Source organism: Methylobacterium nonmethylotrophicum (genome assembly GCF_004745635.1).
In the GTDB taxonomy this organism is placed as follows: Bacteria; Pseudomonadota; Alphaproteobacteria; order Rhizobiales; family Beijerinckiaceae; genus Methylobacterium; species Methylobacterium nonmethylotrophicum.
In genome coordinates, this window is the sequence record NZ_SRLB01000025.1 from 40,608 (window position 1) to 62,945 (window position 22,338).

A 22,338-nucleotide genomic window follows, 5' to 3' on the forward strand; every position below is an offset into this window, starting at 1 on the left:
CGTGTTCGCCGCTCGTCCGCCACGGGCCTGCCGCTCCGCTCCGCCCGGGCCCGTCAGGGGCGCCGGTCCATCATGGTTAAGAGCGGTACAACGATCGAGGTTAAGTCCCGGTAACTGTCGGCGGGCCGGACGGGCCCCGGTCGTCGGGTGGGGTCGCGTCGCCGGCCCCGAGGGCGCGCTGCATCAGGACGGTGTCGAGCCAGGTGCCGTGCTTCCAGCCGACCGAACGCAGCACCCCGACAGGGTCGAAGCCGAGGGCGGCGTGCAGGCGGATCGAGGCGGCGTTCTGCGAATCCCCGATCACCGCCACCATCTGGCGGAAGCCCGCCGCCGTCGCCTCGGCGATCAGGCGGCCGAGGAGGCGCCGGCCGAGGCCGCGCCCGGCCTGGTCGGGCCGGACGTAGACGGAGGTCTCGACGGTGCCGCGATAGGCCGGCCGGGTGCGGTAGGGCCCCGCATAGGCGTAGGCCACGACCGCGCCGTCCCGCTCGGCGACGAGGTAGGGGTGCCCGCCGGCGACGAGGGCGGCGCGGCGCCGTCCCATCTCGGCCTCGTCGGGCGGCTCGAGCTCGAACGAGGCCCGCCCGGTCGCGACCGCGTGGGCGTAGATCGCCGTCACCGCCGGGAGGTCGGCCTCCTGGCAGGCCCGCAGGATGACCCCGTCATCCTGCACCCCGTCATCCGGGATCATCCGGTCGTCATCCTGGTCCGCCATCGCCGCATCCGCCCGGTGGAAACGCCCGCATCCGCACCTTCTGGTGCGGGCACCGAAACCTTATATTCGGCGCATGGCCGATTCACCTCCCGGACGCCCGTCGGTCCGCCGCCTCGACCCGGTGCTCGTCGACCGCATCGCCGCCGGCGAGGTGGTCGAGCGGCCGGCCTCGGCCGTGAAGGAGCTGGTCGAGAACGCGGTCGATGCCGGCGCCACCAGCATCGCGGTGACGATCGCGGCCGGCGGGCGCAAGCTGATCCGGGTCGTCGACGACGGCGGCGGCATGGGGCCGGAGGACCTCGCCCTCGCGGTCGAGCGCCACGCCACCTCGAAGCTGCCGGACGGCGACCTCGACCGCATCGACACCTTGGGGTTCCGCGGCGAGGCGTTGCCGTCGATCGGCGCGGTGGCGCGGCTCGCCATCACGTCGCGGATGCCGGGCACTGATCGTGGCCACTCGATCGTGGTCGATGCCGGCCAGAAGGGCCCGGTGCGGCCGGCCGCCGGCCAGCCCGGGACACGGATCGAGGTGACCGAGCTCTTCGCCGCCACGCCGGCGCGGCTGAAGTTCCTCAAGTCCGACCGGGCCGAGGCCGCGGCGGTGGGCGAGATCCTGCGCCGCCTCGCGGTCGCCCATCCGCAGATCCGCTTCAGCCTCACGGGCGAGGGCGCGTCCTCGGCGAGCCTCGTCCTCCCGGCCGAGACCGGGCCGGGCTCCTGGCTGCGCCGCCTCGTCGCGGTGCTCGGCCCCGAATTCGGGCAGAACTCGGCGCCCTTGAGCCTCGAGCGCGAATCCTTCGCCCTCGACGGCCATGTCGGCTTGCCGACCTTCCACCGGGCGGCGGCCACCCACGTCCACTTCGTGGTGAACGGCCGGCCGGTGCGCGACCGGCTGCTGCTCTCGGCGGTGCGGGGCGCCTATGCCGACGTGATGGCCTCCGACCGCCACCCGGTCGTGGCGCTCGCCCTCACCTGCGACCCGGCCCTGGTCGACGTCAACGTGCATCCGGCCAAGACCGAGGTGCGCTTCCGCGATCCCGGCCTGGTGCGCGGGCTGATCGTCAGCGCCATCCACGAGGCCCTGCGCCGCGAGGGCGGGCGCAGCTCCGCCACCGTCGCGGCCCGCACCCTGGAGAGCCTGCGGCCGGCCCAGGCGCCGCCGGTGCGCGCACCGGCGCAGGCCGCGGCGCGGCCGGCCGCGAGCCTGTTCGCGCGGCGCGACGAGACCGCGCCCGCGCGGGTTCAGGGCTCCGGCCGGCCCGAGGCGTTCGAGCGGGATTTCGGCCCCGCGCCCTGGGAGGCGCATGAACCGGCGCAGGCGGCCTACGAGGCGCCGCCGGGCGGCTTCCGCGAGGCGGACCAGGCAGAGTTTGCCGGCGACGTCGCCCGGCCGAGCGCCGACCAGCGGAACCCGGCCGCCGCGGACGCCTCGCCCCACGAGGCGGCTCACCAGACCGCCCATCCCCTCGGCGCGGCCCGGGCCCAGCTGCACGAGACCTACATCGTCGCCCAGACCCGGGACGGCATCGTCATCGTCGACCAGCACGCCGCCCACGAGCGGCTGGTCTACGAGCGGCTGAAGCGCGAGCGGGCCGGCGGCGGCATCGCCCGCCAGATCCTGCTGATCCCCGAGGTGGTCGAGCTCGATCCCGCCGAGGCCGACCGGCTCGCCGAGGCCGCGGAGGCGCTGCAGGATCTCGGCCTCGTCCTCGAGCCCTTCGGCCACGGCGCGGTGCTGGTCCGGGAGGTGCCCGCCGCGCTGGCCGGGGGGGCGCTGCGCGCCCTCCTGACCGACGTGGTCGACGCGCTCCACGAGGGCGGGGCCGACCCGCTCGCCCGCCGCCTCGACGCGGTCCTGTCGCGGATGAGCTGCCACGGCTCGATCCGGGCCGGCCGCCGCCTGCGACCGGAGGAGATGAACGCGCTCCTGCGCGAGATGGAGGCGACGCCGTTCTCCGGCCAGTGCAACCACGGCCGCCCGACCTACGTCGAGTTGAAGCTCGCGGACGTGGAGCGGCTGTTCGGGCGGCGCTGAGCGCCCAGCATGATGAGCGGGAAGGAGAGGTTACGTAACCACGTACTTCAGCCTATCCGGCACTTCATCACCGACTCTTCTCGTCATCAGTACAGTTTCGCGTCGGCAGCGAGGCTGAATTGGTGATGCCGCGTGTCGACGATGCCGCTAAGAACAGCCGAACACCGGCGCGAAACTAGCGCTCCTCCGGCCCATAGGCGGCCAGGAACACCCGCACCGCCTCGGCGACCCAGTAGGTCGTCTCGGCCTCGGTCGGCGGGTCGCCGACCGAGAACAGAAGCCGGCGCATCGTCGTGGCGGCGCAGAGGTCGAAGAAGTGGCGCGCGGCGAGGTCGGTATCCATCGGGCGCAGGCGCCCGGCGGCGATCTGGGCGTCGAGATAGGCGCGCAGGCGCGCCCGGCCGACGAGCGGCCCGGCCTCGTAGAACGCCCGGCCGAAGCGCGGGAATTTCTCCACCGCGCCGATCACCATCCGGACCGAGGCGATATGCTCGGGCCGCACCATCGCCTCGAGCAGGCTGGTGCCGAGACGGCGCAAGACGGCGGCGACGTCCGGGTCCTCGTCGTCGAGGCGCAGCAGGCTCTCGGCCAGCGTCCGCTTCTGCTCGACGGTCAGCGCCTCGAACAAGGCCTCCTTGCTGTCGAAATAGACGTAGAGCGTGCCCTTCGAGACCCCCGCCGCCTTGGCGATCGCCCCCATGCTGGCGCCGTCGAAGCCGGCGGCGAGGAAGACCTCGCGGGCCCCGTCCATGATCTGGCGGCGCTTGTCGGACTCGGCGGGTGGCGGGCTCAAGGCGGTGTCGGTCATCGTCGGGGCCATGGGGTCGAGGGCCATTGTGGAGGCGCGGGGTTCGGTCGGTGTGCGGCACCGCACATTCCGTGCCTGGAACCGCAGAGAGCATCGATTGACCGAACGGTTCGGTCAATCTAGTATCGCGGACATTCGAGAGCCGTCAACCGGTACCGGCAGATAACCGATACGCGCGGATGATGGCGGCGACGGGTGACAGACGATGGCGTTCCGAGACGATTACGCGCAGGGCCGGCCCGCCGGCGAGGCGGTCCTGGAGGCCGCTCCGACGACCGCCCCGGGGCCCAGGGCTGCTCCCAGGACCGAGGCGGCCCCGGTCCAGCCCCCCGCCACGCTGCCCGCCGCCGCGCCTCTCGTGACCGAGCCTCCTCCCGTCAAGCGCAAGCGGCCGCTGCGCCGCCTGATCCTGCTCGCCCTGCTCGCCGGGGGCGGCACCTACGGCGCCTATGCCGGCCGCGAATGGTGGACGACCGGGCGCTTCTTCGTCTCGACCGACGACGCCTACGTCCAGGCCGACATCTCGACGCTCGCCGCCAAGGTCTCGGGCTATCTCGAGGCGGTGCCGGTGGTGAACGGCCAGGCGGTCAAGGCCGGCGACGTCATCGCCCGGATCGAGGACGGCGACTACCGCCTGGCGCTCAAGGCCGCCGAGGACAAGCTCGCCACGCAGAGGAGCACCATCGCCCGCATCGCCCGCCAGGCGGAGGCCGCCCGCGCCCAGGTGCTGCAGGGACAGGCCCAGATCGACGCCGCCAGGGCCGATCAGGTGCGGGCGGCGGCCGACTACCAGCGCCAGCAGCAGCTCGCGCAATCCGAGTTCGCCGCCAAGTCGCGCCTCGAGCAGGCGCGAGCCGACCGCGACCGGTCGGACGCCACCGTGAAGGGCGCCGAGGCCAACCTGATCGCCCTCAGGGCCAACGTCGCCGTGCTCGAGGCGCAGGCCAACGAGGCCGAAAGCCTGGCGGCCGAGCTGCGCACCGCGGTCGACCGCGCCAGGCGCGACCTCTCCTTCACGGTCCTGCGCGCGCCCTTCGACGGGGTGATCGGCAACAAGGCCACCGAGGCCGGGGCCTACGTGGCGCCGGGCTCGCGCATCGCCGCGCTCGTGCCGCTGCAGAGCGCCCGGGTCGACGCCAACTTCAAGGAGACGCAGCTCGGCCGGGTCCGGGTCGGCCAGCCGGTCCATATCCGGGTCGATGCCTGGCCCGACCGCGACATCCTCGGCACCGTCGAGAGCCTGTCGCCGGCCTCCGGTTCGGTGTTCAGCCTGCTGCCGCCCGACAACGCCACCGGCAACTTCACCAAGATCGTCCAGCGCCTGCCCGTGCGGGTGCGGGTGCCGGAGGCGATCGCCCGGGAAGGCCTGCTGCGGCCGGGCCTCTCGGTGGTGGTGCGGGTCGACACGCGCGGCCTCGACGAGTCGCAGCCCCCGGCCCCGATCGAGCCGCACCCGACGGTGTCGGAGGCCAAGCCGACCGTGACCTCGGCGCTGCACATCACGGGCCGCTGAGGCAGCGAGGGCCGGGAAGGGGCGCGAGACGACCATGGCAGCCACCGCCGCCCTTGCGGCCGCACCCGCCGACGCGCCGATCGACCGCCGCCGCATGGTGGCGTTCGTCTGCATGGTGTTCGGGATGTTCATGGCGATCCTGGACATCCAGATCGTCTCGGCCTCGCTGGCCGAGATCCAGGCCGGCCTGTCGGCCTCCGCCGACGAGATCCCGTGGGTGCAGACGAGCTACCTCATCGCCGAGGTGATCGCGATCCCGCTGTCCGGGACCCTGTCGCGGGTGCTCTCGACCCGCTGGATGTTCGTGATCTCGGCCGGCGGCTTCACCCTGATGAGCCTGATGTGCGCCACCTCGTCGACGATCGGCGAGATGATCGTCTGGCGCGCCGCCCAGGGCTTCATCGGCGGCGGCATGATCCCGACGGTGTTCGCCTCGGCCTTCACGATCTTCCCGCCCTCGAAGCGCAGCATCGTCTCGCCGATGATCGGCCTCGTGGCGACGCTCGCCCCCACCATCGGCCCGACGGTCGGCGGCTACCTCACCGACCTGTTCAACTGGCACTGGCTCTTCCTCGTCAACATCGTGCCGGGCATCCTCGTCACCGTCTCGACCTACCTTCTGGTCGATTTCGACGAGCCGAACCACGACCTGCTCAAGCGCTTCGACTGGGCCGGCCTCGCCCTGATGGCGGCGTTCCTCGGCTGCCTCGAATACGTGCTGGAGGAGGGCCCGACCCACGACTGGTTCCAGGAGGAGGCGATCTTCGCCGCCGCGATCGTGTGCGGGGTCGCCGGCATCGGCTTCTTCTGGCGGGCGCTCACCGCCGCGCAGCCGATCGTGGACCTGCGCGCCTTCTCGGACCGCAACTTCGCCGCCGGTTGCGTGTTCAGCTTCGTGCTGGGCATCGGCCTCTACGGCCTGACCTACCTGTACCCCGTCTATCTCGGCCGGGTCCGGGGCTACTCGGCGCTGCAGATCGGCGAGACGATGTTCGTCTCGGGGCTGTGCATGTTCGCCACCGCGCCGATCGCCGGGCGCCTGTCGGGCAAGGTCGACCCGCGGATCCTGATGGCGCTCGGGTTCTCGGGCTTCGCCGCCGGCACCTGGATCGTCACCGGCATCACCAAGGACTGGGACTTCTGGGAGCTGCTGCTGCCGCAGGTCCTGCGCGGCTGCTCGCTGATGCTGTGCATGATCCCGATCAACAACATCGCGCTCGGCACCCTGCCGCCGGCCCGGATGAAGAACGCGTCCGGCCTCTACAACCTCACCCGCAATCTCGGCGGGGCGGTGGGTCTCGCGCTGATCAACACGGCGCTCAACGATCGCTGGGACCTGCACCTCGCCCGCCTGCACGAGCGCTTCACCTGGACCAACCCGCTGGTGCTGGAGCGCCTCGACAGCATGGCGAAGGGCTTCGCCGGGCTCGCCGGCAACCCCGACGCCATGGCGCTGAAGGCGATGATGAACACCGTGCGGATGCAGGGGCTGCTCATGAGCTTCTCGGACGTCTTTCTGCTGCTCACCGGGCTGTTCCTGCTGATGGCCTGCGCGACGCCGCTGATCCGCCGGCCGCGCCCGGGCGGGGCGGGGGCGGACGCGCACTGACCGGCGCGCCGCTCAGCCTTCCCGATCCGCCCGGCCCGGCGGCCGCCGGACCGCCTCCTCGCCGCAGCGCTGCATCGCCTTCCGCCACGCCGGCGTGAGGTCGGAGGGACCGCAGGAAGCCTGGATCACCGGCCCGCCGGCCGCCGCCGCGACCAGGGCCTCGCACGGATCCGGGGTCGCCAGGCCGCCGCGGATCCGCGTCGCGGCAGGCGGCGAGAACCTCCCGGCTGCCCAGGATGTGCAGAGACCTCGTGCAGAGACCTGATGGCGTCCCGGCCGGTCGGAGATGCGATCCGGATGCGTCGTCGTCGATGCCCACCATTGCGGCAGCCATCCGCGTGTCGATCTCGTCGCGCCGTCTTTCCAGCGCCTGAACCTGGGACGTTTGCGCCGGCGCCCGAACCGGCGGAGAGGCACAGAGAAAAGCGCCTCCCCCCGGGTGGAGAGAGACGCCAAGTCTGCGACACGTCTCGGGAGGAGATGCGGATGCCGTCCGGGTCGATGGACGCAGCGGACGGGATCAACGCGTGTCGATCCCATCATTACATGGCTGGCTCCATATCTTGCAAGCCTCTGCGGCATCGACCTTGGTCTGAAGGACAGTGACGGCCAGGTCCGCCGCCGCGTCTCCTCGACATGCCCTTGCGTCAGGAACGGCGGGTCCATCCGCCACGGCCATCCCCGCGGCGGCCCTTCCCGCCACGGCCCTTCCCGCGGTAAGTGTCGGCTTCCCGCCCGCCCGCGCCGCCCGGACGACGTGACGACGCCTGCTCCCCCTGCCACCCCGACCGCCACCGGCCACCTCCGCTTCGAGGCGGTGTCGAAGCGCTTCGGCGACCATCCGGCCGTCGACGGCGTCGACCTCGACCTCGCGCCCGGGCAGGTCTTCTGCCTGCTCGGGCCCTCCGGCTGCGGCAAGTCCACGCTGCTGCGGATGACCGCCGGCTTCGAGGAGCCGAGCGCCGGAACGATCCTCCTCGACGGTCAGGATCTGGCGGGGATCCCGCCGCACCGCCGGCCGGTCAACATGATGTTCCAGTCCTACGCCCTGTTCCCGCACAGGGACGTGGCGCGGAACGTCGCCTACGGGCTGGAGCGGGAGGGCTTGAGCCGGTCGGAGATCGCCGCCCGGGTGGCCGAGATGCTGCGCCTGGTGCAGCTCGAGCCCTTGCGCGCCCGCCGGCCCGACCAGCTCTCCGGCGGCCAGCGCCAGCGCGTGGCTCTCGCCCGGGCGCTGGCCAAGCGGCCCCGGGTGCTGCTCCTCGACGAGCCGCTCGGCGCCCTCGACCGCGCTCTGCGGGAGGAGACGCAGGCCGAGCTGCGGGCCTTGCAGCGCCGGCTCGGCACCACCTTCGTGGTCGTCACCCACGACCCCGCCGAGGCGATGGTGCTCGCCGACCGCATCGGCGTGATGGCGGCGGGCCGGCTGGTCCAGGTCGGCCCCGCGGCCGAGCTCTACGAGCGCCCGGCCACCCGCTACGTCGCCGGGCTCCTCGGCGACGTGAACCTGATCGAGGGCCGGCTCGGAGAGGGCGGGGCGGGCGCCTTGCGCGGTCTCGACACGCCGCTCGGGCCCCTGACGGGCTTCGACCATCACGGCGCCGGCACGGCAGGCGCGCCCGGCCTCCTGGCCTTGCGGCCCGAGCGGCTGAGCCTCGCCGGCGATGGCGGGACCGGGGGATTGGCCGGCACGCTCCTCGACGCGACCTATCTCGGGGAAAAGATCCTCTACCGGGTCGGGATGGCGGACGGGCGGGTGCTGCGCGCCTCCGGCCCCCCCGGCACAGGGCCGGGCGCCGGCGCCCCGGTGCGCTTGGCCTTCGCCCCAGAGGCCGCCTCGCTGCTGCCGGTGGATCCCGCATGAGGGGGCGTCTGATGAGAGGGCGCCTGCGCGAAGCCCTGCGGCGCCTCGGCCTGCCCCTGGTGCCGCTCCTCTGGCTCCTCGCCTTCTTCGGCCTGCCGTTCCTCGTCGTCGTCAAGATCAGCCTGTCGGACCCGGCGACGGCGCTGCCGCCCTACACGCCGGTGCTCGAATGGGATGCGGGGCTCGCTGCTTGGGCCGACGTGCTCGCCGCCCTCGACTTCGAGAACTACCGCACGCTCACCGCCGACCCGCTCTATCTCGAGGCCGGCCTGACCTCGCTCGAGGTGGCGCTCGGCGCCACCCTGCTGCTGATCCTCGTCGGCTATCCGGTCGCCTACGCCATGGCGCGGGCGCCGAAGGCCTGGCAGCCGCTCCTCGTCGCCCTGATGGTGATCCCGTTCTGGACGAGCTTCCTGATCCGGGTCTACGCCTGGATCGCGATCCTGAAGGCCGACGGGCTCCTCAACCAGGCGCTGGTGGCGCTGGGGCTGGTGTCGAAACCCGTCGAGATCCTCAACACCCCGGCCGCGGTGATGATCGGGGTGGTCTACGCCTACCTGCCGTTCATGGTGCTGCCGCTCTACGCGGTGCTGGAGCGCCTCGACCGCGGCCTCGTCGAGGCCGCCCGCGACCTCGGGGCGAGCCGGCTCACCGCCTTCCGGACCGTGACCCTGCCGCTGTCGCTGCCCGGCCTCGTCGCCGGGGCGCTCCTGTGCTTCATCCCGATCACCGGCGAGTTCATCATCCCGGACCTGCTCGGCGGGCCCGACACGCTGATGCTGGGCCGGGTCCTGTGGAGCGAGTTCTTCTCCAACCGCGACTGGCCGCTGGCCTCCGCGGTGGCGGTGGTGCTGCTGGTGATCGTCGCCGGCCCGGTCGTCCTGTTCCGCGAGGCCGAGGCCCGCCGGCTGGAGCGCCCGTGATGAGCCGCGCCCACCCGCTCGCCTGGGCCGCCCTGGGGCTGGGGCTCGCCTTCCTGTACGGGCCGATCCTGCTGCTCGTCGCCTACTCGTTCAACGCCTCGCGGCTCGTCACGGTCTGGGCCGGGTTCTCGACCCGCTGGTATGCGGGCCTCCTCGACAACGGCCCCCTGGTCGAATCGGCCCTCGTGACCCTGAAGGTCGCCCTCGCCTCGGCGGGCATTGCTACGATCCTCGGCACGCTCGCGGCGCTGGCGCTCGACGGGCGCCGGCGCTTTCCCGGCCGGCCGCTCCTCACCGGGCTCGTCTATGCCCCGATGGTGATGCCGGAGGTGATCACCGGCCTGTCGCTGCTGCTGCTGTTCGTGGGCTTGGGGCTCCCCCGCGGCTTCTGGACCATCGTCATCGCGCATGCGACCTTCACGCTCTGCTTCGTCGCCGTCGTGGTGCAGGCCCGCCTGCGCAACCTCGACCGCGCGCTCCTCGAGGCCGCCGCCGATCTCGGCGCCGCGCCGGTCACGGTCTTTCGCACCGTGACCCTGCCGCTGATCGCGCCGGCCGTCATCGCCGGCTTCCTCCTCGCCTTCACCCTGTCGATGGACGACCTCGTGATCGCGAGCTTCGTCTCGGGACCGGGCGCCACCACCCTGCCGATGCGCCTCTACAGCCAGGTCCGCCTCGGCGTGACCCCGGAGATCAACGCGATCTCGACCCTCTTGATCGGGGCGGTGAGCGTCGCGGTGCTGGGGGCCTCGGTGCTGACGGCGCGGCGGGGGCAATGACCGCCCGTCAGAATGCTTTCGGCAGCCCGGCATCCTTCAGAGCCTGTTTGACTGCCGAGAACGGAATCGCGGGCGCCTGTTCTATCCCACCCTCAACCTCATCCTGAGGTGCGACTGAAAAAAGCCTCGAAGGAGGGCTCCAGATCTCACAATGATTACTGGAGTCCTCCTTCTAGGTCAGTCGATCTTCAATCGACTGACACCTCAGGATGAGGTTGAGGGTGGGATAAATTTGCTAGGCATGTCAAACAGGCTCTCAGGGTGCCATTCGCGGTGTGTCGGGACTTGATCGCACCATCGACCGTGACGGCGCGGTTCGTGAGGAGACTGAACCAGATTTCGTGGTTCCCCTTACCCTGGCGCTTGAAGACGCAGCCGGCGGCGAGCAGCAGCGCCTTGACCGGTTTGGTGTAGTCGTTCACGCGGCTGCAGGGACCGAGATGCGCGCATGCGCGTGCGCGATGATCTCGATCGCGACCTCACCCAGACCAGGCTCGTTCTCTTCCAGGAGTTCTGCCGCCATCGTCGGGATACGAGCCATTAGGGCATCGGAGGTCGGGGCTTCGGCCCTCAAGCCTTCGACGTCGCTCTTGTCGACGTACCAGACCCCGGCGTCCGCGTCGTAAGCGATCTGAACGATGAACAGCGCCATGGTGAGATCCCGAAGTGTCGGGAATAGGTGTCGTGGATCGCGGCGGGCAACGCAACGGCGATAGGCGACGCAGCGCGCAGCCGGCGCGTCGCGCAACGCGCTCAAGCCGTGCTCCGGCGGAGGTCGCACCCCTGGCGCGAGAATCGTCGCGCGGCGAAAGCCGGCTCAGGTCCGCTCCACGGCCAAGCGGCTGGCGAGGAACGACCGCGCCCGGCTGACCCGGCTCTTCACCGTGCCGACCTGGCAGCCGATCAGGGTGGCCGCAGCCTCGTAGGTGAGGCCCTGGGCGCCCACCAGCATCAGCGCCTGGCGCTGCGTCGGCGGGAGCGCCGTCATGGCCTGCCAGACCTTCTGCAGGTCGATCCCGTGCTCCTGCTCGGGCAGGGCGATCATGTCGCCGGCGGCGGCCCCGTCCACGTCCTCCACCTCGCGCCGTCGCCGGCGGCACTCCGTGTAGAACTGGTTGCGCAGGATGGTGCAGAGCCAGGCGGCGAGGTTGGTGCCGGGCGTGAACCGATGCTGGTTCACCCAGGCTTTCAGGACGGTTTCCTGCACGAGGTCGTCCGCCTGCGCGGCATTGACGGTCAGCGACAACGCGAAGGTCCGCAGACGGGGCAGCACGTCGGTCAGGTTGCGCCGGAAATCATCGGCATCGGCCGTGCTCCGCACGGCCAGCGCCGCATCGAGCCGCGCCACGAGCGCGAGCAGCGGCTCGGGATGGGTCTCGGTGAGGACGAAGCCGTACAGGGCCTGCAGGTGTTCGCCGAGATGATCGCGCGTCTGCGCCGACAGCGTACCGGCCGGCCGGCCCGTCTCATCCTGCGTCCGGTGCTGAAGCGCGCCGTCCGGAGGCCTCATGTCGGAACCCATCAACACCTCGTTCTGCGCGCAGGCACGGCCGGGACCCATCGGCAATCCCATCCGGGAACATGTGGCAACGTCTTGCTGAACGGTTCCTAACAGACGCTTGTGCCGACCTCGGAAACCACGGCCTGCCCAAGCCTTATCAAGCACCGTTCGCGCCGAGCGGCGGAGACGACCAAAATATCCTGCCGATTCACCGACCATCCGCTCCAGATCTTGTTATCAAGACCAGATATAACCGGCTCCTCTGCCGCAAGGTGCCCGACGGGCGACAGCCGAAGATCGAGCTCATCGCCCGCGGTCATTTACGAAGCCGCGAACCAACGTGAACGGAGAGGGCACGAACCGGTGCGTCCGACGACGGTCGTTGCCGACATGGATGTCACGCGAAGTGCCACCAGGCCCATCATCGGTGTCGGCATGAATTAGAGACGTTAAAAAGTACAACTGTCACTCGTTATTTGTCCGGAAAACACTTCCGCGCTAAGTGACCCGGATGGCCCGTCGCGTGAGCTATCAAATCCTCGACATGCCGGACGAACGGTTCGCCGTCGCGGCGACCATCGAGCCGGACAAGACCATGGTCCGCACAGGCTTCGCGACCCAGGCGGAGGCCGATGCCTGGGTCGAGGGTCTGCGCGCGATCATGGCGGGTCTGGGCGCCCCCGTGAGCCTCGCCGTTCGCGAGTTTCCGGGCTCGCTCCCGTTGAACGAGGTGCTCGCCTTCCTCGGCAAGGCACCCACCGAGCCCGGCTGACCGCGTCCGGGCTCGGCGCGAGACTGTCCGGACGAACCGGACGGCGGCTCGTCCGGGCAGGAGGCGGTGCGATCGGGAGCGGTGCCCGGCTGCAGCGTGATCCGCCTTCCGCCGGCCGCACGCCCGAGCGCCGTCGCGCCGGCGCGCGGCGGAAACGGCCCCGATCCTGCAACGGCCTTTCCGGGCGGCCACCGCCCGTCGGAACCCGGAGCATCAAGCATGGATGTCGGCGTGTTCATCCCGATCGGCAACAACGGCTGGCTGATCTCGGAGGCGGCCCCTCAATACAAGCCGAGCTTTGCCCTCAACAAGGCGATCGTGCAGAAGGCGGAAGGCTACGGGCTCGATTTCGCCCTCTCGATGATCAAGCTGCACGGCTTCGGCGGCAAGACCGAGTTCTGGGACTACAACCTCGAATCCTTCACGCTGATGTCGGGTCTCGCCGCGGTGACGGAGCGGATCAAGCTCTTCGCCTCGACCGCCGTGCTGACCCTGCCGCCGGCGCTGGTCGCCCGCATGGCGACGACGATCGATTCGATCGCGCCGGGCCGCTTCGGGGTGAACATCGTCTCAGGGTGGCAGAAGGCGGAATATGCGCAGATGGGCCTGTGGCCCGGCGACGCATATTTCGGCTACCGCTACGACTACTCGACCGAGTACGTCCGGGTGATGAAGGAGCTGTGGGAGACCGGGTATTCCGACTTCCAGGGCGAGCATTTCCGGATGGAGGGCTGCATGATGAAGCCCGCGCCCTCCGGCCCGATCCCGATCGTCGCCGCCGGCCAGAGCGGGCGCGGCATGGAGTTCGCGGCGCAATACGCCGACTACAACTTCGTCCTCGGCACCGGCCTCAACACCCCGACCGCCTGCGCGCCGACCTGCGCCCGGCTGATCGAGGCCAGTGCCAAGACCGGGCGCGACGTCGGCTCCTACGTGCTGATGATGGTGATCGCCGACGAGACCGACGCGGCGGCCGAAGAACGCTGGATGGCCTACCGCCAGGGCGCCGACGTCGCGGCGCTCGCCTGGATGCTCGATCAGAGCACGCAGGACAAGAACGCCTCGGCCGACTCGACCGCGACCTGGATGAACCTGCCGGAGGGGGCGGTGAACTTCAACATGGGCACGCTGGTCGGCTCCTACGCCAAGGTGGCGCGGATGCTCGACGAGGCCGCGTCCGTGCCCGGGGTGAAGGGGATCATGCTGACCTTCGACGACTTCCTCGAAGGCCTCGACGCCTTCGGCACCCGGATCCAGCCGCTGATGGCCTGCCGGCAGGATCGGCGGGATCGCGATACCCGGGAGATCGCCGCGTGAGCGTGTCCGACGCGCTCATCGCCCGCACCATCCTGGCCGGCACGGTGGCGGAGAGCGCGCCGGCCCGGGACCTGCCCTCGGCGTGGGAGCGCGACGCCCCCGAGCCGGCCCATGCCGAGCAATCCTTGCGGAACGCCGCGGCGGCGACGGGGGAGGCGGCACCGATCATGCCGCCCCTGCCGCCGGTCGAGGACGGGCCGCTGCATCGCCTCGGGATCGGCGCCCTCCAGGCCGCCTACGCGGCCGGGACGACCGATCCGGTCGCCGTCGTGGCGGCGCTGCGGGCGCGCATCGCCCGCCACCCGTCCGGCCGCGACGCGGTGCTGGCGCCGGTGCCGGGAGCGGAGGCTGCGGCCGAGGACAGCACCCGGCGGATCCGCGAGGGGTTGGCCCGGCCCCTCGAAGGGGTGCCGTTCGGCATCAAGGACATCATTGACTGCGCCGGCGCCCCGGTGACCTGCGGCTCGCGCCTCACCGGCGACCGGATGGCCGAGGCCGACGCGACCGTGGTGGCGCGCCTGCGGGCGGCAGGCGCGATTCCGCTCGCCATGCTCGCCACCACCGAGTTCGCCTGCGGCTCGGCCCACAACCCGCGCTACGGCGCGGTGGCCAACCCGTGGAACCGGGCGCGCTGGACCGGCGGCTCCTCGACGGGATCGGGCGCGGCGCTCGCCGCCCGGCTGCTGCCGCTGGCGCTCGGCACCGATACCGGCGGCTCGATCCGGGCGCCCTCGGCCTGGTGCGGCATCACCGGCCTCAAGCCGACCCGGGGGCTGGTGCCGCGCACCGGCGTCGCGCCCCTGTCCTGGACCCTCGACCATGTCGGCCCGATGGCGCGCTCGGCCGAGGACCTCGCCCGGGTGATGCCCTGGATCGCCGGCCCCGACGGCGCCGACCCCCACGCCGCCGGGCGCTACGACGCCGCCCGGGCGCGGGGGCTCCCGGGCCTTCGGGTCGGCGTGCCGGAGGGCTGGTTCACCGAGATGCAGGACGCCGCCGTGCTCGCCGCCTGGCGGCAGATGCTGGGCGTGCTGGAGCGCGGCGGCGCCCGCCTGGTGCCGGTCGATCTCGGCCCGGTCGCGACCGCCCACCAGGACGGCTACACCATCGTGATGGCGGAACTGGCCTCGCTCCAGGAGCCCGACCTCGACCGCGCCGCCGCCCTCGACCCCGGCACCCGCGCCCGGATGGACCAGGGCCGCCACTTCGCCGCCACCGACTACCTGCGCGCGCTGCGCCGCCGGCCCCTGGTGCTGCGCCAAGCGCTCGACGCTCTTTCGGACGTCGACGTGCTGGTGACCCCGGGCCTCGGCGGCGAGGCGGCCTCCCTCGACACCCTCACGGTCGAGGTCGACGGCGAATCCCACCCGCTCCAGGCGGTGCTGCCGCGCAACACGATGCTGTTCGACTATACGGGGCTTCCGGCCCTGATGCTGCCGACGGGGCGCGGCCGCACCGGGATGCCGGTGGCCGCACAGGTGGTGGGCAAGCCGTATGACGACGCATTGTGCTTGGGCGTCGGGGCGGCGTTTCAGCGCGAGACGGGGCACCACCTTTCGGCGCCGCCGGAGGGTTGATCGGGCCCTGAATCGGCGGCGTCGCGGACGGTCCCGACGCGATCTGTCGCGACCGAAAAGCCTCCCTCCGCGTCATCCCGGGGCCGCGAAGCGGAGCCCGGGATGACGCGGAGGGTGGAGACGAGGGAGAGAACGCAACGACCCTTCGAGGCGGCGCCCGCGACCCGCGCGAGCGCCCTCAATACTCCCACTCCGCCCCCACCCCCACGGCCGTCCGCCCGTTCGCCCCGGCCTCGCCCTGCACCTTGATCCGCCCGGTCACGTCGTAGGTGATGGTCGCCGCGCTGTCCTCCGGCCGCGCGCCGGCGCGCACGCCGACATTGACCCGCTCGCCGAGCGCCCGCGACAGGCCGACCGCGGCGCCGCCCTTCGATCCGGCCTGGATGTCGAGGCTGTCGAGGCCGAGGCCCTTGCGGGCGCTCTCGAACACGTCGGGTCCGCCGGCGCCGCCCGAGAGCTGGGCCACCGCCTGCGCCAGCTGCAGCGCCTGGAACGGGGAGAGGCCGCCGGAGGCCTTCTTGAACAGGAGGCGCGACAGCACCTCGTCCTGCGGCAGCGGCGGCTCGGAGGAGAGGGCGAAGTCGGGCTGGTTGGCGGGGCCGGTGACGGCGATCTTGGCGGTGACGTCGCCGGCCTGGGTCTGGGCCAGGAAATCGAGGTCCGGGGCCGTCAGGTCGCCCGCGAAGGTCAGGCGGCCGCGGCTGAAATCGAGCCGCTGGCTGACGATCTGGATCCGGCCGCGGCGCATCGCGAAGGCGCCGTTCGCCACCGGCGCCGCCGAGGTGCCGGTGAGGCGTAAATTTCCGCCGAGCTCCGCGTCGATGCCGCGGCCGCGCACGGTGATCCGGCCCGGCGCATTCACGGCGACGTCGAGGGTGGCGAGGAAGGGCGCCTTGCCGCCGCGCCGGGCCGCCGCCTCGCGCTTCGCCCTCGCGGCGAGGCGGGCCCGGGTCTGGGGCGGCGCGTTGACGTGGCGGATGCCCGGCAGCGGCTGCACCGTGGCGGGCAGGCGGTCCGGCACCGCGACGTCGAGGGAGACGACGTCGACCTGGCCGCTCACCCGCGGGGTGCGGGCGAGCGGCCCGGTGAGCGACAGGTTGAGGCCGGTGACGAGCGTCATCAGCGGGCTCGCGACCAGCTCGGCCCGGTCGGCCCGGATCGTCAGGTTGCCCGGAAAGCCCGCAGCTGGCTCGACGGCGACGCGCCCTTGCGCCTGCAGGGTGCCGCCGTTGCGGGTGGCGGCGGTGAGGCGCTCGATCACCAGCGTGTCGCCGCGGCCGGTGACGCGGCCCTGGATGTCGGTGAGGCGCACGCCCTGGAGCGGGTCGGTGAAGCTGCCGCCGGTGAGCGTCGCCGCGCCCTCGACCCGCGGGGCCTGGAGCGTGCCGGCGACCCCGGCATCGAGGGCGACCCGGCCGGTCAGGCGCTGGCCGCCCGCCGCCAGCATCGTGTTGGCGAGCGCCGCGTCGAGGGTGCCGCGGGCGCGCAGGTCCATGGCGCCGCCGGCCTCGACCGGCAGCGTGCCCGAGAGGGCGAGCTGGAGCCCGCGTCCGGCCGTCACCGTGCCGTCGAGGCCGGCGCGGCCGTCGCCGATCCTTCCTGAGGCCTTCGCGTCGACCGGCGGCAGGCCGGCGGAGCGGGTCTCGGGCGTCACGAGGCGCGACAGGCTCAAGGAGTAGCGCCCCTCCGGGCTCTCGGCCGGGCCGGTCAGCACGGCCTCGCCGTCGAGGGTGCCGGACAGGCTGAGGCTCGGGGCGGCGATGCGGGCGAGCGACAGGGGCAGGCTCTTGAGCCCGAGCCGCAGGTCGAGCCGAGAGCCGAGCGTGCCGTCGAGGCTCGCCCGGCCCGAGCCGGCGGCGATGGCGAGCCCGGCGACCGTCACGCCGTGATCCGCGAAGGTGACCGTCGCCGGGCCGGCCAGCGCCAGCCGGTCCGCCCCGCGCACGGCGCTGAGTCGGGCGAGGTCGAGGCGCGGGTGGTCGGCCGGCACCAGCCGGGCGGCGCCGTCGAGGGCGAAGCCCCTGGCCCGGGCCTGGAGCGTGAGGTCGCTCCCGTCCGGCGCCGGCCTGGCATCGAGGCGGACGGCCTCGATCGTCTCGGAGCCGGTCACGACGCGGTCGGCGTTGAGCCGGCCCGAGACCCGCGGGCTCGCCCAGAGGTCGGTGCCGGCGAGGTCGGCGTCGAGGCGCGCCAGCGCGACGCCGGCGCCACGGATGCTCTCGCCGGTCGCCTGCAGCCGGGCATCCTGCCGGCCGCCGGCGCGGCTGAGGGTGATCGCCGCGTCGAGGCGGCCCTGGAGGCGGGTCAGCGCCAGGGCCGAGAGGTCGTCGAGGTCGCCGGCCTTGAGCGCCACCTCGCCCTCGGCGAGGCGCGCCGCCGGATCGACCGTCGCGCGGCCCGCGAGGCTGACCGAGCCGAGGCCGAAAGCGAGACGGTCGAGCACCCAGTCGGCGCCGCGCCGCGCGAGGTGGAGGTCGCCCGCGAGCGGCTTGCCGTCGACCCGGCCCGACAGGGCGAGGGTTCCGTCGAGGGCACCGGTGACGTCGGCGAGGGTGGCGCGGGCCGTGAGGTCCCGCAGGGGCCGGCCGAGGGCTTTTGCCTCGGGGGCGGCGAGCGTCACGGCGACGTCCGGGCGTTCGAGGGAGCCGGTGAGGCGGGCGTCGAGCGCGGCCTTGCCGGCGAGGTCGGGATGGAGGGTGGCGAGGTCGGTGAGATCGACCCGGCCGGCCATGTCGGCCCTGGTCGCTGTGGCGCGCCCGTCGAGGGTCGCGGTCACGGCGGCGCCCGTCAGGCGCGCGGCCTGGACGGCGTAGCCGTCGGGGAGCCGGGTCAGGCGTCCGGCGAAGCGCGGGTCGCGGCCGAGGGTCCGGTCGAGGGCGGGGGTGCCGAGGAGGAGTTTTTCCGTGCTCGCCTCGACGTCGGCGGTGACGCCGGCCCGGCCGGGATCGCCCGAGAGCAGGGCCTTGACGGCGACGCGGCCGGAGAGCGGCCGGCCGGCGGCGAGCGAGAAGGCCGCGAGGTCGGGGAGATCCGCCTGCAGCGTGCCCGCCACCACGTCGCGGCCGATCCGGCCGGCATAGCGGGCGTTGGCGGTCGGCGCCTCGATCGTCACCGCGTCGAGGTCGGCGACGCCGTTCGGGTCGATGCGGCCGGCGAGGCGGAACGACGCCTTTGGCCCGATCGCCCGCCGCAGCGCCGGATCGGCGAGGTGGAGGCCGTCGACCTCGGCATTCGCGGCGAGGCGGAAGGATTGCCCTTCGGGGGCGCGCGGCAGCGGCTCGGCGACGAGGTCGGCGCTCGCCCGGCCGAGGCGGCTGCCCGCCGCCGAGAGGCCGGCGGCCCGCAGGGTACCGCGCAAAGCCGGCGCGTCGAGGGGGCCCTTCACGCTCGCGTCCAGCATCAGGGATTCGAGGGTCGACTCGCCGGCCCTGGTGACGCCGCCCTCGGTCGGCAGGGCGCGAGCCTGGAGCGTCAGGTCGGCATGGCGCGCCGCGTCGACCCCGCCGTTGAGCGCCAGGCGGGCGGTGCGGGAGGTGAGCTCGAACCGGTCGACCCGCACCGCGCCGTCGTCGACGAAGCGGAGCGACCCGTCGAGGCGGGTGGTGCCGGAGAAGACCGCCGCGAGCGGGCCGGGCATCAGGCCCTCGACCCGCGAGGCGAGATCGAGGCTCATGCGCCGCTCACGGCCGGCCCGGTCGATGCGGGCCTTGCCCTCGGCGCCGATGCCCTCGCCGGCCCGGAAGTTCAGGGCGGCGTTCCAGGCATCGAGCGTGCCGCGCCCGTCGAGGTCGAGGGTGACCGGCGGCAGGCCGGGCAGGTTCATCAGCCGCGCCGCAAGCCCGCCGGCGGGCTCGTCATGGGCGAGCTTCAAGTCGAGCCGGGCGCTCTCCGGCGCGTAGGCGAGCGTGACCGTGACCGTGCCGGGCTTGTCGAGGCGGCGCAGGCCGATGCCGAGGTCGAGGCCCTCGCGCGGGTCGCCGAGGGTGGCCTGGCCGGCCCCGGCGATGCGGGCGGCCTCGCCGATCACCGGTTGGCCGAGCGCCAGCTCGCTCAGCGCGAAGGCCTTGACCACCACCTTGACCGGTAGTTCCGGCAGCAGCGCCTCCTTGTCCTGCGACGGGGGGGCGGCGGAGGGCAGGGGCCGGCGCAGCACCTCGAGGCGGCCGACCTCGAGACGGTCGATCTCGAGGCGCCGGGACAGGAGCGCCGTGCGCCGCCAGATCAGCCGCGCCTTGTCGAGGCGCAGCCACACCCCGTCCCGGTCGGCGATAGCGACGTCGCGGATCGTGGCGTCGGAGGACAGCGCCCCGTCGACGGCACCGATCGAGACCCGCGAGGTCGGGGTCGAGAGGGCGCGGGACAGGAGGTCGCCGAGGATCGTGGTCTCGCCCTCCGCCGCCTCTCCGGTGGCGGCGTGGCCGAGCCAGGCGAGGGCCAGAAGAGCGACCGCGATCGCGGCGGTAAGGAGGCGCGAGGCCCGCATCTGCATCATTCAGAAGGCCTGACCGAGGCTGATGTAGAGGGCGACCGGCGGCTGCTTGAGCTGCTTGTCGGGGTTCAGCGGCACCGCAAGGTCGACCCGGATCGGGCCGATGCCGGTATAGTAGCGAAGGCCGAGGCCCGCCGCGACGCGGATGCGCTCGTCGAAATCGGGCAGCGTCCCGGCGAAGGCAGTGCCGGCATCGACGAAGGGCACGATGCCGATCGTGTCGGTGATCTTGATCCGGCCCTCGACCGAGCCTTCGAGCAGCGAGCGCCCGCCGATCGGCAGCTGGTAGGGGCCGATCGGCCCGACGGTGCGGTAGGAATAGCCGCGGATCGAGCCGCCGCCGCCGGCGAAGAAGCGCAAGGAGGCCGGGATGTCGGCCAGAGCCGCACCGCTGACCGAGCCGAAGCCGAGGCGGGCGGCGAGGATGTAGCGGCCCTCGTCGTCGAAGGCGTAGTAGGTCGAGCCTTGCGCCTTGGCGATCAGCAGGTCCGGGCTGTTGCCGAGGCCCGCATAGGGCGTGAGCGAGGCGGTGACGCGGACGCCCCGCGTCGGGTCGAGCAGGCTGTCGGTCGAATCGTAGGCGACGCCGGCGTTCAAGCCCAGCAACCCGTAATCGACCCGGCCGAGGGCGTCGCGGTCCGAGCCGGCGCGGCCGTCGATCCCGACCTGGGCCGAGAAGGCGTCGGCGAAGCGGTGGCGGATCGCGACCGTGCCGCCGGTGGCGTCGCTGAGATAGGATTGCTGCACCTCGCGGCCGATGAAGGCGCTGGCCAGGAGGTCGTTGCGGGTGCCGAACAGGGCGGGCTTGACGAAGGTGGCGGCGAGCCGCCCGCCGAGGCCGTTGGTCTCGATGCCGGCGAGCTTGCGGCGGCGGGCGTAATAGTCGGTGCCGAGGCCGAGATAGGACAGGTCGGCGTCGATCCGCAGGGTCTCAGCCCCGCCGAACAGGTTGCGGTCGGCCCAGTAGGCGCGCACGCCCGGCCCGTCGACGGTGGAATAGCGCGCCGAGACGCCGACGATGTGCGGCGCCCGCTCGGTGACGTCGACGAAGACCGGCAGGCCCCCGTCGGGATCGAGGGCCGTGCCCTCCCGCACCCGCACCCCGCCGAGCGCCTCGATGCGCGAGACCGAGCGGCGGATGTCGGACAAGGCCTGCGGCGAGTACGGATCGCCCGGCTCGGCGTAGATGAAGGAGCGCACCACCGCCGGATCGACGGCTTCGGTCCCCCGCACCGCGATGGCGCCGAGGGTCGCCTTCGGGCCCGGATCGACCGTGAAGGTCACGTCCATGGCCCGCGCCGCGTGGTCGACCACCGGATCGCGCCGCAGCACCTTGGCGAAGGGGTGGCCCTGCCGGCGAAAGACGTCGATCAGCGCCGCCTCGCGGGCGAGCACCGTGGCGGAGCGGGCCGGCGGATCGTCCTCGATCCGGGTGAGGCGGGCCGGCACGGCCTCGGGCGGGAAGGGCCGGCCGGCAGCGTCGAGGACCGCGATGCGCCGCAGGCGGTAGAGCGGGCCCTGATCGACGCTGATCCGCACCGCCACGAGCGTGCGGTTGCGGGCGGCCTCGGCGGCGCGCACGGCGCTGCGGGCGGCGGCGTCGCCCCCGAGCACCACGTCCTCGATGCGGAAGCTCAGCGTCCCGGCATAGTAGCCGAAGCCCCACAGGGCATCGACGAGGCGCGCCGCGTCGGCCTCGGCCCGGCGCAGCAGGCCCTCGCCGTCGGGCGGCGGGTCGTTGCGCAGGCGATAGAGGCTCGACGTGTCCTGGAGGGCGCGCAGCAGGTCCTCGTCCTCGACGCCCTGGAAGCGGACCGCGTAGGGCAGGGCGGCCGGGCTCGGGGCCGGCGGCGCCTCCTCGGAACCGAACAGGCCGAACAGGTCGAAGGCGCGGGCCGGCTCCGCCGCGCTCACGCCGAGCGCGAGGCCGAGCCCCAGAACCCTCCCGTATCCCGCTGACCAACGCGCCCTCGGCGCGCCGCGATAACCGACCCGATCCCGCATGCCCCCCGGCCGTGCTGCAGGCCCCGCCCTGACCGGACGGCGCCGAAAGAACCACTTCACGCCACCGGCGTGCCCGACACCCATTCAAGCGGGCCTTCGCGAGACGGGACCCTCACCCCCGAGACAGCGCTCCTCTAAGAGGTTTCTTCCGTAAGGGTCGAGGGAATTCGTGTCCAAACCGTGTCGGCCGGCCGGCCCGTTCCGGCGGCAAGCGAGAGCATAAGCCGGCGGACGGGGAGGCGGAGACGGGCGTGCGGGCATGCGGGCATGCGGGCATGCCCTTCTGGTCCAGGGTGGCGCGCCAAGCCTCTGCGATCGGCGGATCCATGATCGCGGCCCGCGGCGCGCGGTCGCGCCGACTGTCGGGCGGTCCGGCGCGTTGAGCGTGTCCATATTGTCCCCACTCTTATCCCCGTTTCCCACAGGGTCGTG

Annotated in this window: 16 protein-coding genes; 9 read left to right on the forward strand and 7 right to left on the reverse strand. The window is 72.8% G+C overall.

From position 1 onward, the window contains the following. Positions 1-100: 100 nt before the first annotated feature. The gene (locus EU555_RS26460) at positions 101-691 is read right to left on the reverse strand and encodes a GNAT family N-acetyltransferase (RefSeq protein WP_135418415.1); all 591 of its coding nucleotides are present in this window, start codon (positions 689-691) and stop codon (positions 101-103) included. 97 nt (positions 692-788) lie between these two features. Between EU555_RS26460 and mutL the strand changes: the two genes are divergently transcribed. Continuing rightward, positions 789-2,750: a DNA mismatch repair endonuclease MutL gene (mutL, locus tag EU555_RS26465; protein ID WP_135418373.1), complete on the forward strand. Its 1,962-nt coding sequence runs from the start codon at positions 789-791 to the stop codon at positions 2,748-2,750. 175 nt (positions 2,751-2,925) lie between these two features. On the opposite strand, the gene EU555_RS26470 is transcribed toward mutL, so the two are convergent. Further along, positions 2,926-3,585 (reverse strand): TetR/AcrR family transcriptional regulator, encoded by a 660-nt coding sequence (locus EU555_RS26470; protein WP_135418374.1) that lies wholly within the window; start codon positions 3,583-3,585, stop codon positions 2,926-2,928. 178 nt (positions 3,586-3,763) lie between these two features. Here EU555_RS26470 and EU555_RS26475 point away from each other — a divergent pair, with 178 nt between their 5' ends. The 5 genes from EU555_RS26475 to EU555_RS26495 all read left to right on the forward strand — a co-directional run bounded on the left by EU555_RS26475 (position 3,764) and on the right by EU555_RS26495 (position 10,246). Further along, entirely contained in the window at positions 3,764-5,071 is a 1,308-nt protein-coding gene (locus EU555_RS26475) for an HlyD family secretion protein (RefSeq protein WP_135418375.1), read from the forward strand. A 34-nt stretch (positions 5,072-5,105) separates the two neighbouring features. Beyond that, entirely contained in the window at positions 5,106-6,680 is a 1,575-nt protein-coding gene (locus tag EU555_RS26480; protein ID WP_135418376.1) for a DHA2 family efflux MFS transporter permease subunit, read from the forward strand. A gap of 757 nt (positions 6,681-7,437) precedes the next feature. After that, positions 7,438-8,544 carry an ABC transporter ATP-binding protein gene (locus EU555_RS26485; RefSeq protein ID WP_135418377.1) on the forward strand — a complete coding sequence of 369 codons (1,107 nt, stop codon included), beginning with the start codon at positions 7,438-7,440 and terminating at the stop codon, positions 8,542-8,544. An 11-nt stretch (positions 8,545-8,555) separates the two neighbouring features. Further along, on the forward strand, positions 8,556-9,467 hold the full coding sequence (locus EU555_RS26490) for an ABC transporter permease (protein ID WP_205820997.1): 912 nt from the start codon (positions 8,556-8,558) through the stop codon (positions 9,465-9,467). Further along, positions 9,467-10,246, forward strand: a complete 780-nt coding sequence (locus EU555_RS26495) for an ABC transporter permease (protein ID WP_135418379.1) — start codon at positions 9,467-9,469, stop codon at positions 10,244-10,246. The genes EU555_RS26490 and EU555_RS26495 overlap by 1 nt, the downstream gene beginning before the upstream one ends. A gap of 188 nt (positions 10,247-10,434) precedes the next feature. Here EU555_RS26495 and EU555_RS26500 read toward each other — a convergent pair whose 3' ends face one another. The 3 genes from EU555_RS26500 to EU555_RS26510 all read right to left on the reverse strand — a co-directional run bounded on the left by EU555_RS26500 (position 10,435) and on the right by EU555_RS26510 (position 11,768). Next, positions 10,435-10,668, reverse strand: a complete 234-nt coding sequence (locus EU555_RS26500) for a type II toxin-antitoxin system HicA family toxin (protein WP_135418380.1) — start codon at positions 10,666-10,668, stop codon at positions 10,435-10,437. Then, positions 10,665-10,898, reverse strand: a complete 234-nt coding sequence (locus EU555_RS26505; RefSeq protein WP_135418381.1) for a DUF1902 domain-containing protein — start codon at positions 10,896-10,898, stop codon at positions 10,665-10,667. The genes EU555_RS26500 and EU555_RS26505 overlap by 4 nt, the downstream gene beginning before the upstream one ends. 165 nt (positions 10,899-11,063) lie before the next feature. After that, on the reverse strand, positions 11,064-11,768 hold the full coding sequence (locus EU555_RS26510; RefSeq protein WP_245524509.1) for a sigma-70 family RNA polymerase sigma factor: 705 nt from the start codon (positions 11,766-11,768) through the stop codon (positions 11,064-11,066). Between the two features lie 502 nt (positions 11,769-12,270). Between EU555_RS26510 and EU555_RS26515 the strand changes: the two genes are divergently transcribed. From EU555_RS26515 to EU555_RS26525, 3 genes are all read left to right on the forward strand, one after another. Beyond that, positions 12,271-12,519, forward strand: a complete 249-nt coding sequence (locus EU555_RS26515; protein WP_245524510.1) for a hypothetical protein — start codon at positions 12,271-12,273, stop codon at positions 12,517-12,519. Positions 12,520-12,738: 219 nt separating this feature from the next. Next, positions 12,739-13,836, forward strand: a complete 1,098-nt coding sequence (gene rutA, locus EU555_RS26520) for a pyrimidine utilization protein A (protein ID WP_135418383.1) — start codon at positions 12,739-12,741, stop codon at positions 13,834-13,836. After that, positions 13,833-15,413 carry an amidase gene (locus EU555_RS26525; protein WP_135418384.1) on the forward strand — a complete coding sequence of 527 codons (1,581 nt, stop codon included), beginning with the start codon at positions 13,833-13,835 and terminating at the stop codon, positions 15,411-15,413. The genes rutA and EU555_RS26525 overlap by 4 nt, the downstream gene beginning before the upstream one ends. 178 nt (positions 15,414-15,591) lie before the next feature. Here EU555_RS26525 and EU555_RS26530 read toward each other — a convergent pair whose 3' ends face one another. Together EU555_RS26530 and EU555_RS26535 are read right to left on the reverse strand one after the other, a co-directional pair. Further along, on the reverse strand, positions 15,592-19,896 hold the full coding sequence (locus EU555_RS26530) for a translocation/assembly module TamB domain-containing protein (RefSeq protein ID WP_245524511.1): 4,305 nt from the start codon (positions 19,894-19,896) through the stop codon (positions 15,592-15,594). Between the two features lie 9 nt (positions 19,897-19,905). Further along, positions 19,906-21,906, reverse strand: coding sequence for an autotransporter assembly complex protein TamA (locus tag EU555_RS26535; RefSeq protein ID WP_135418386.1), 2,001 nt, complete (start codon positions 21,904-21,906; stop codon positions 19,906-19,908). Positions 21,907-22,338 lie beyond the last annotated feature (432 nt).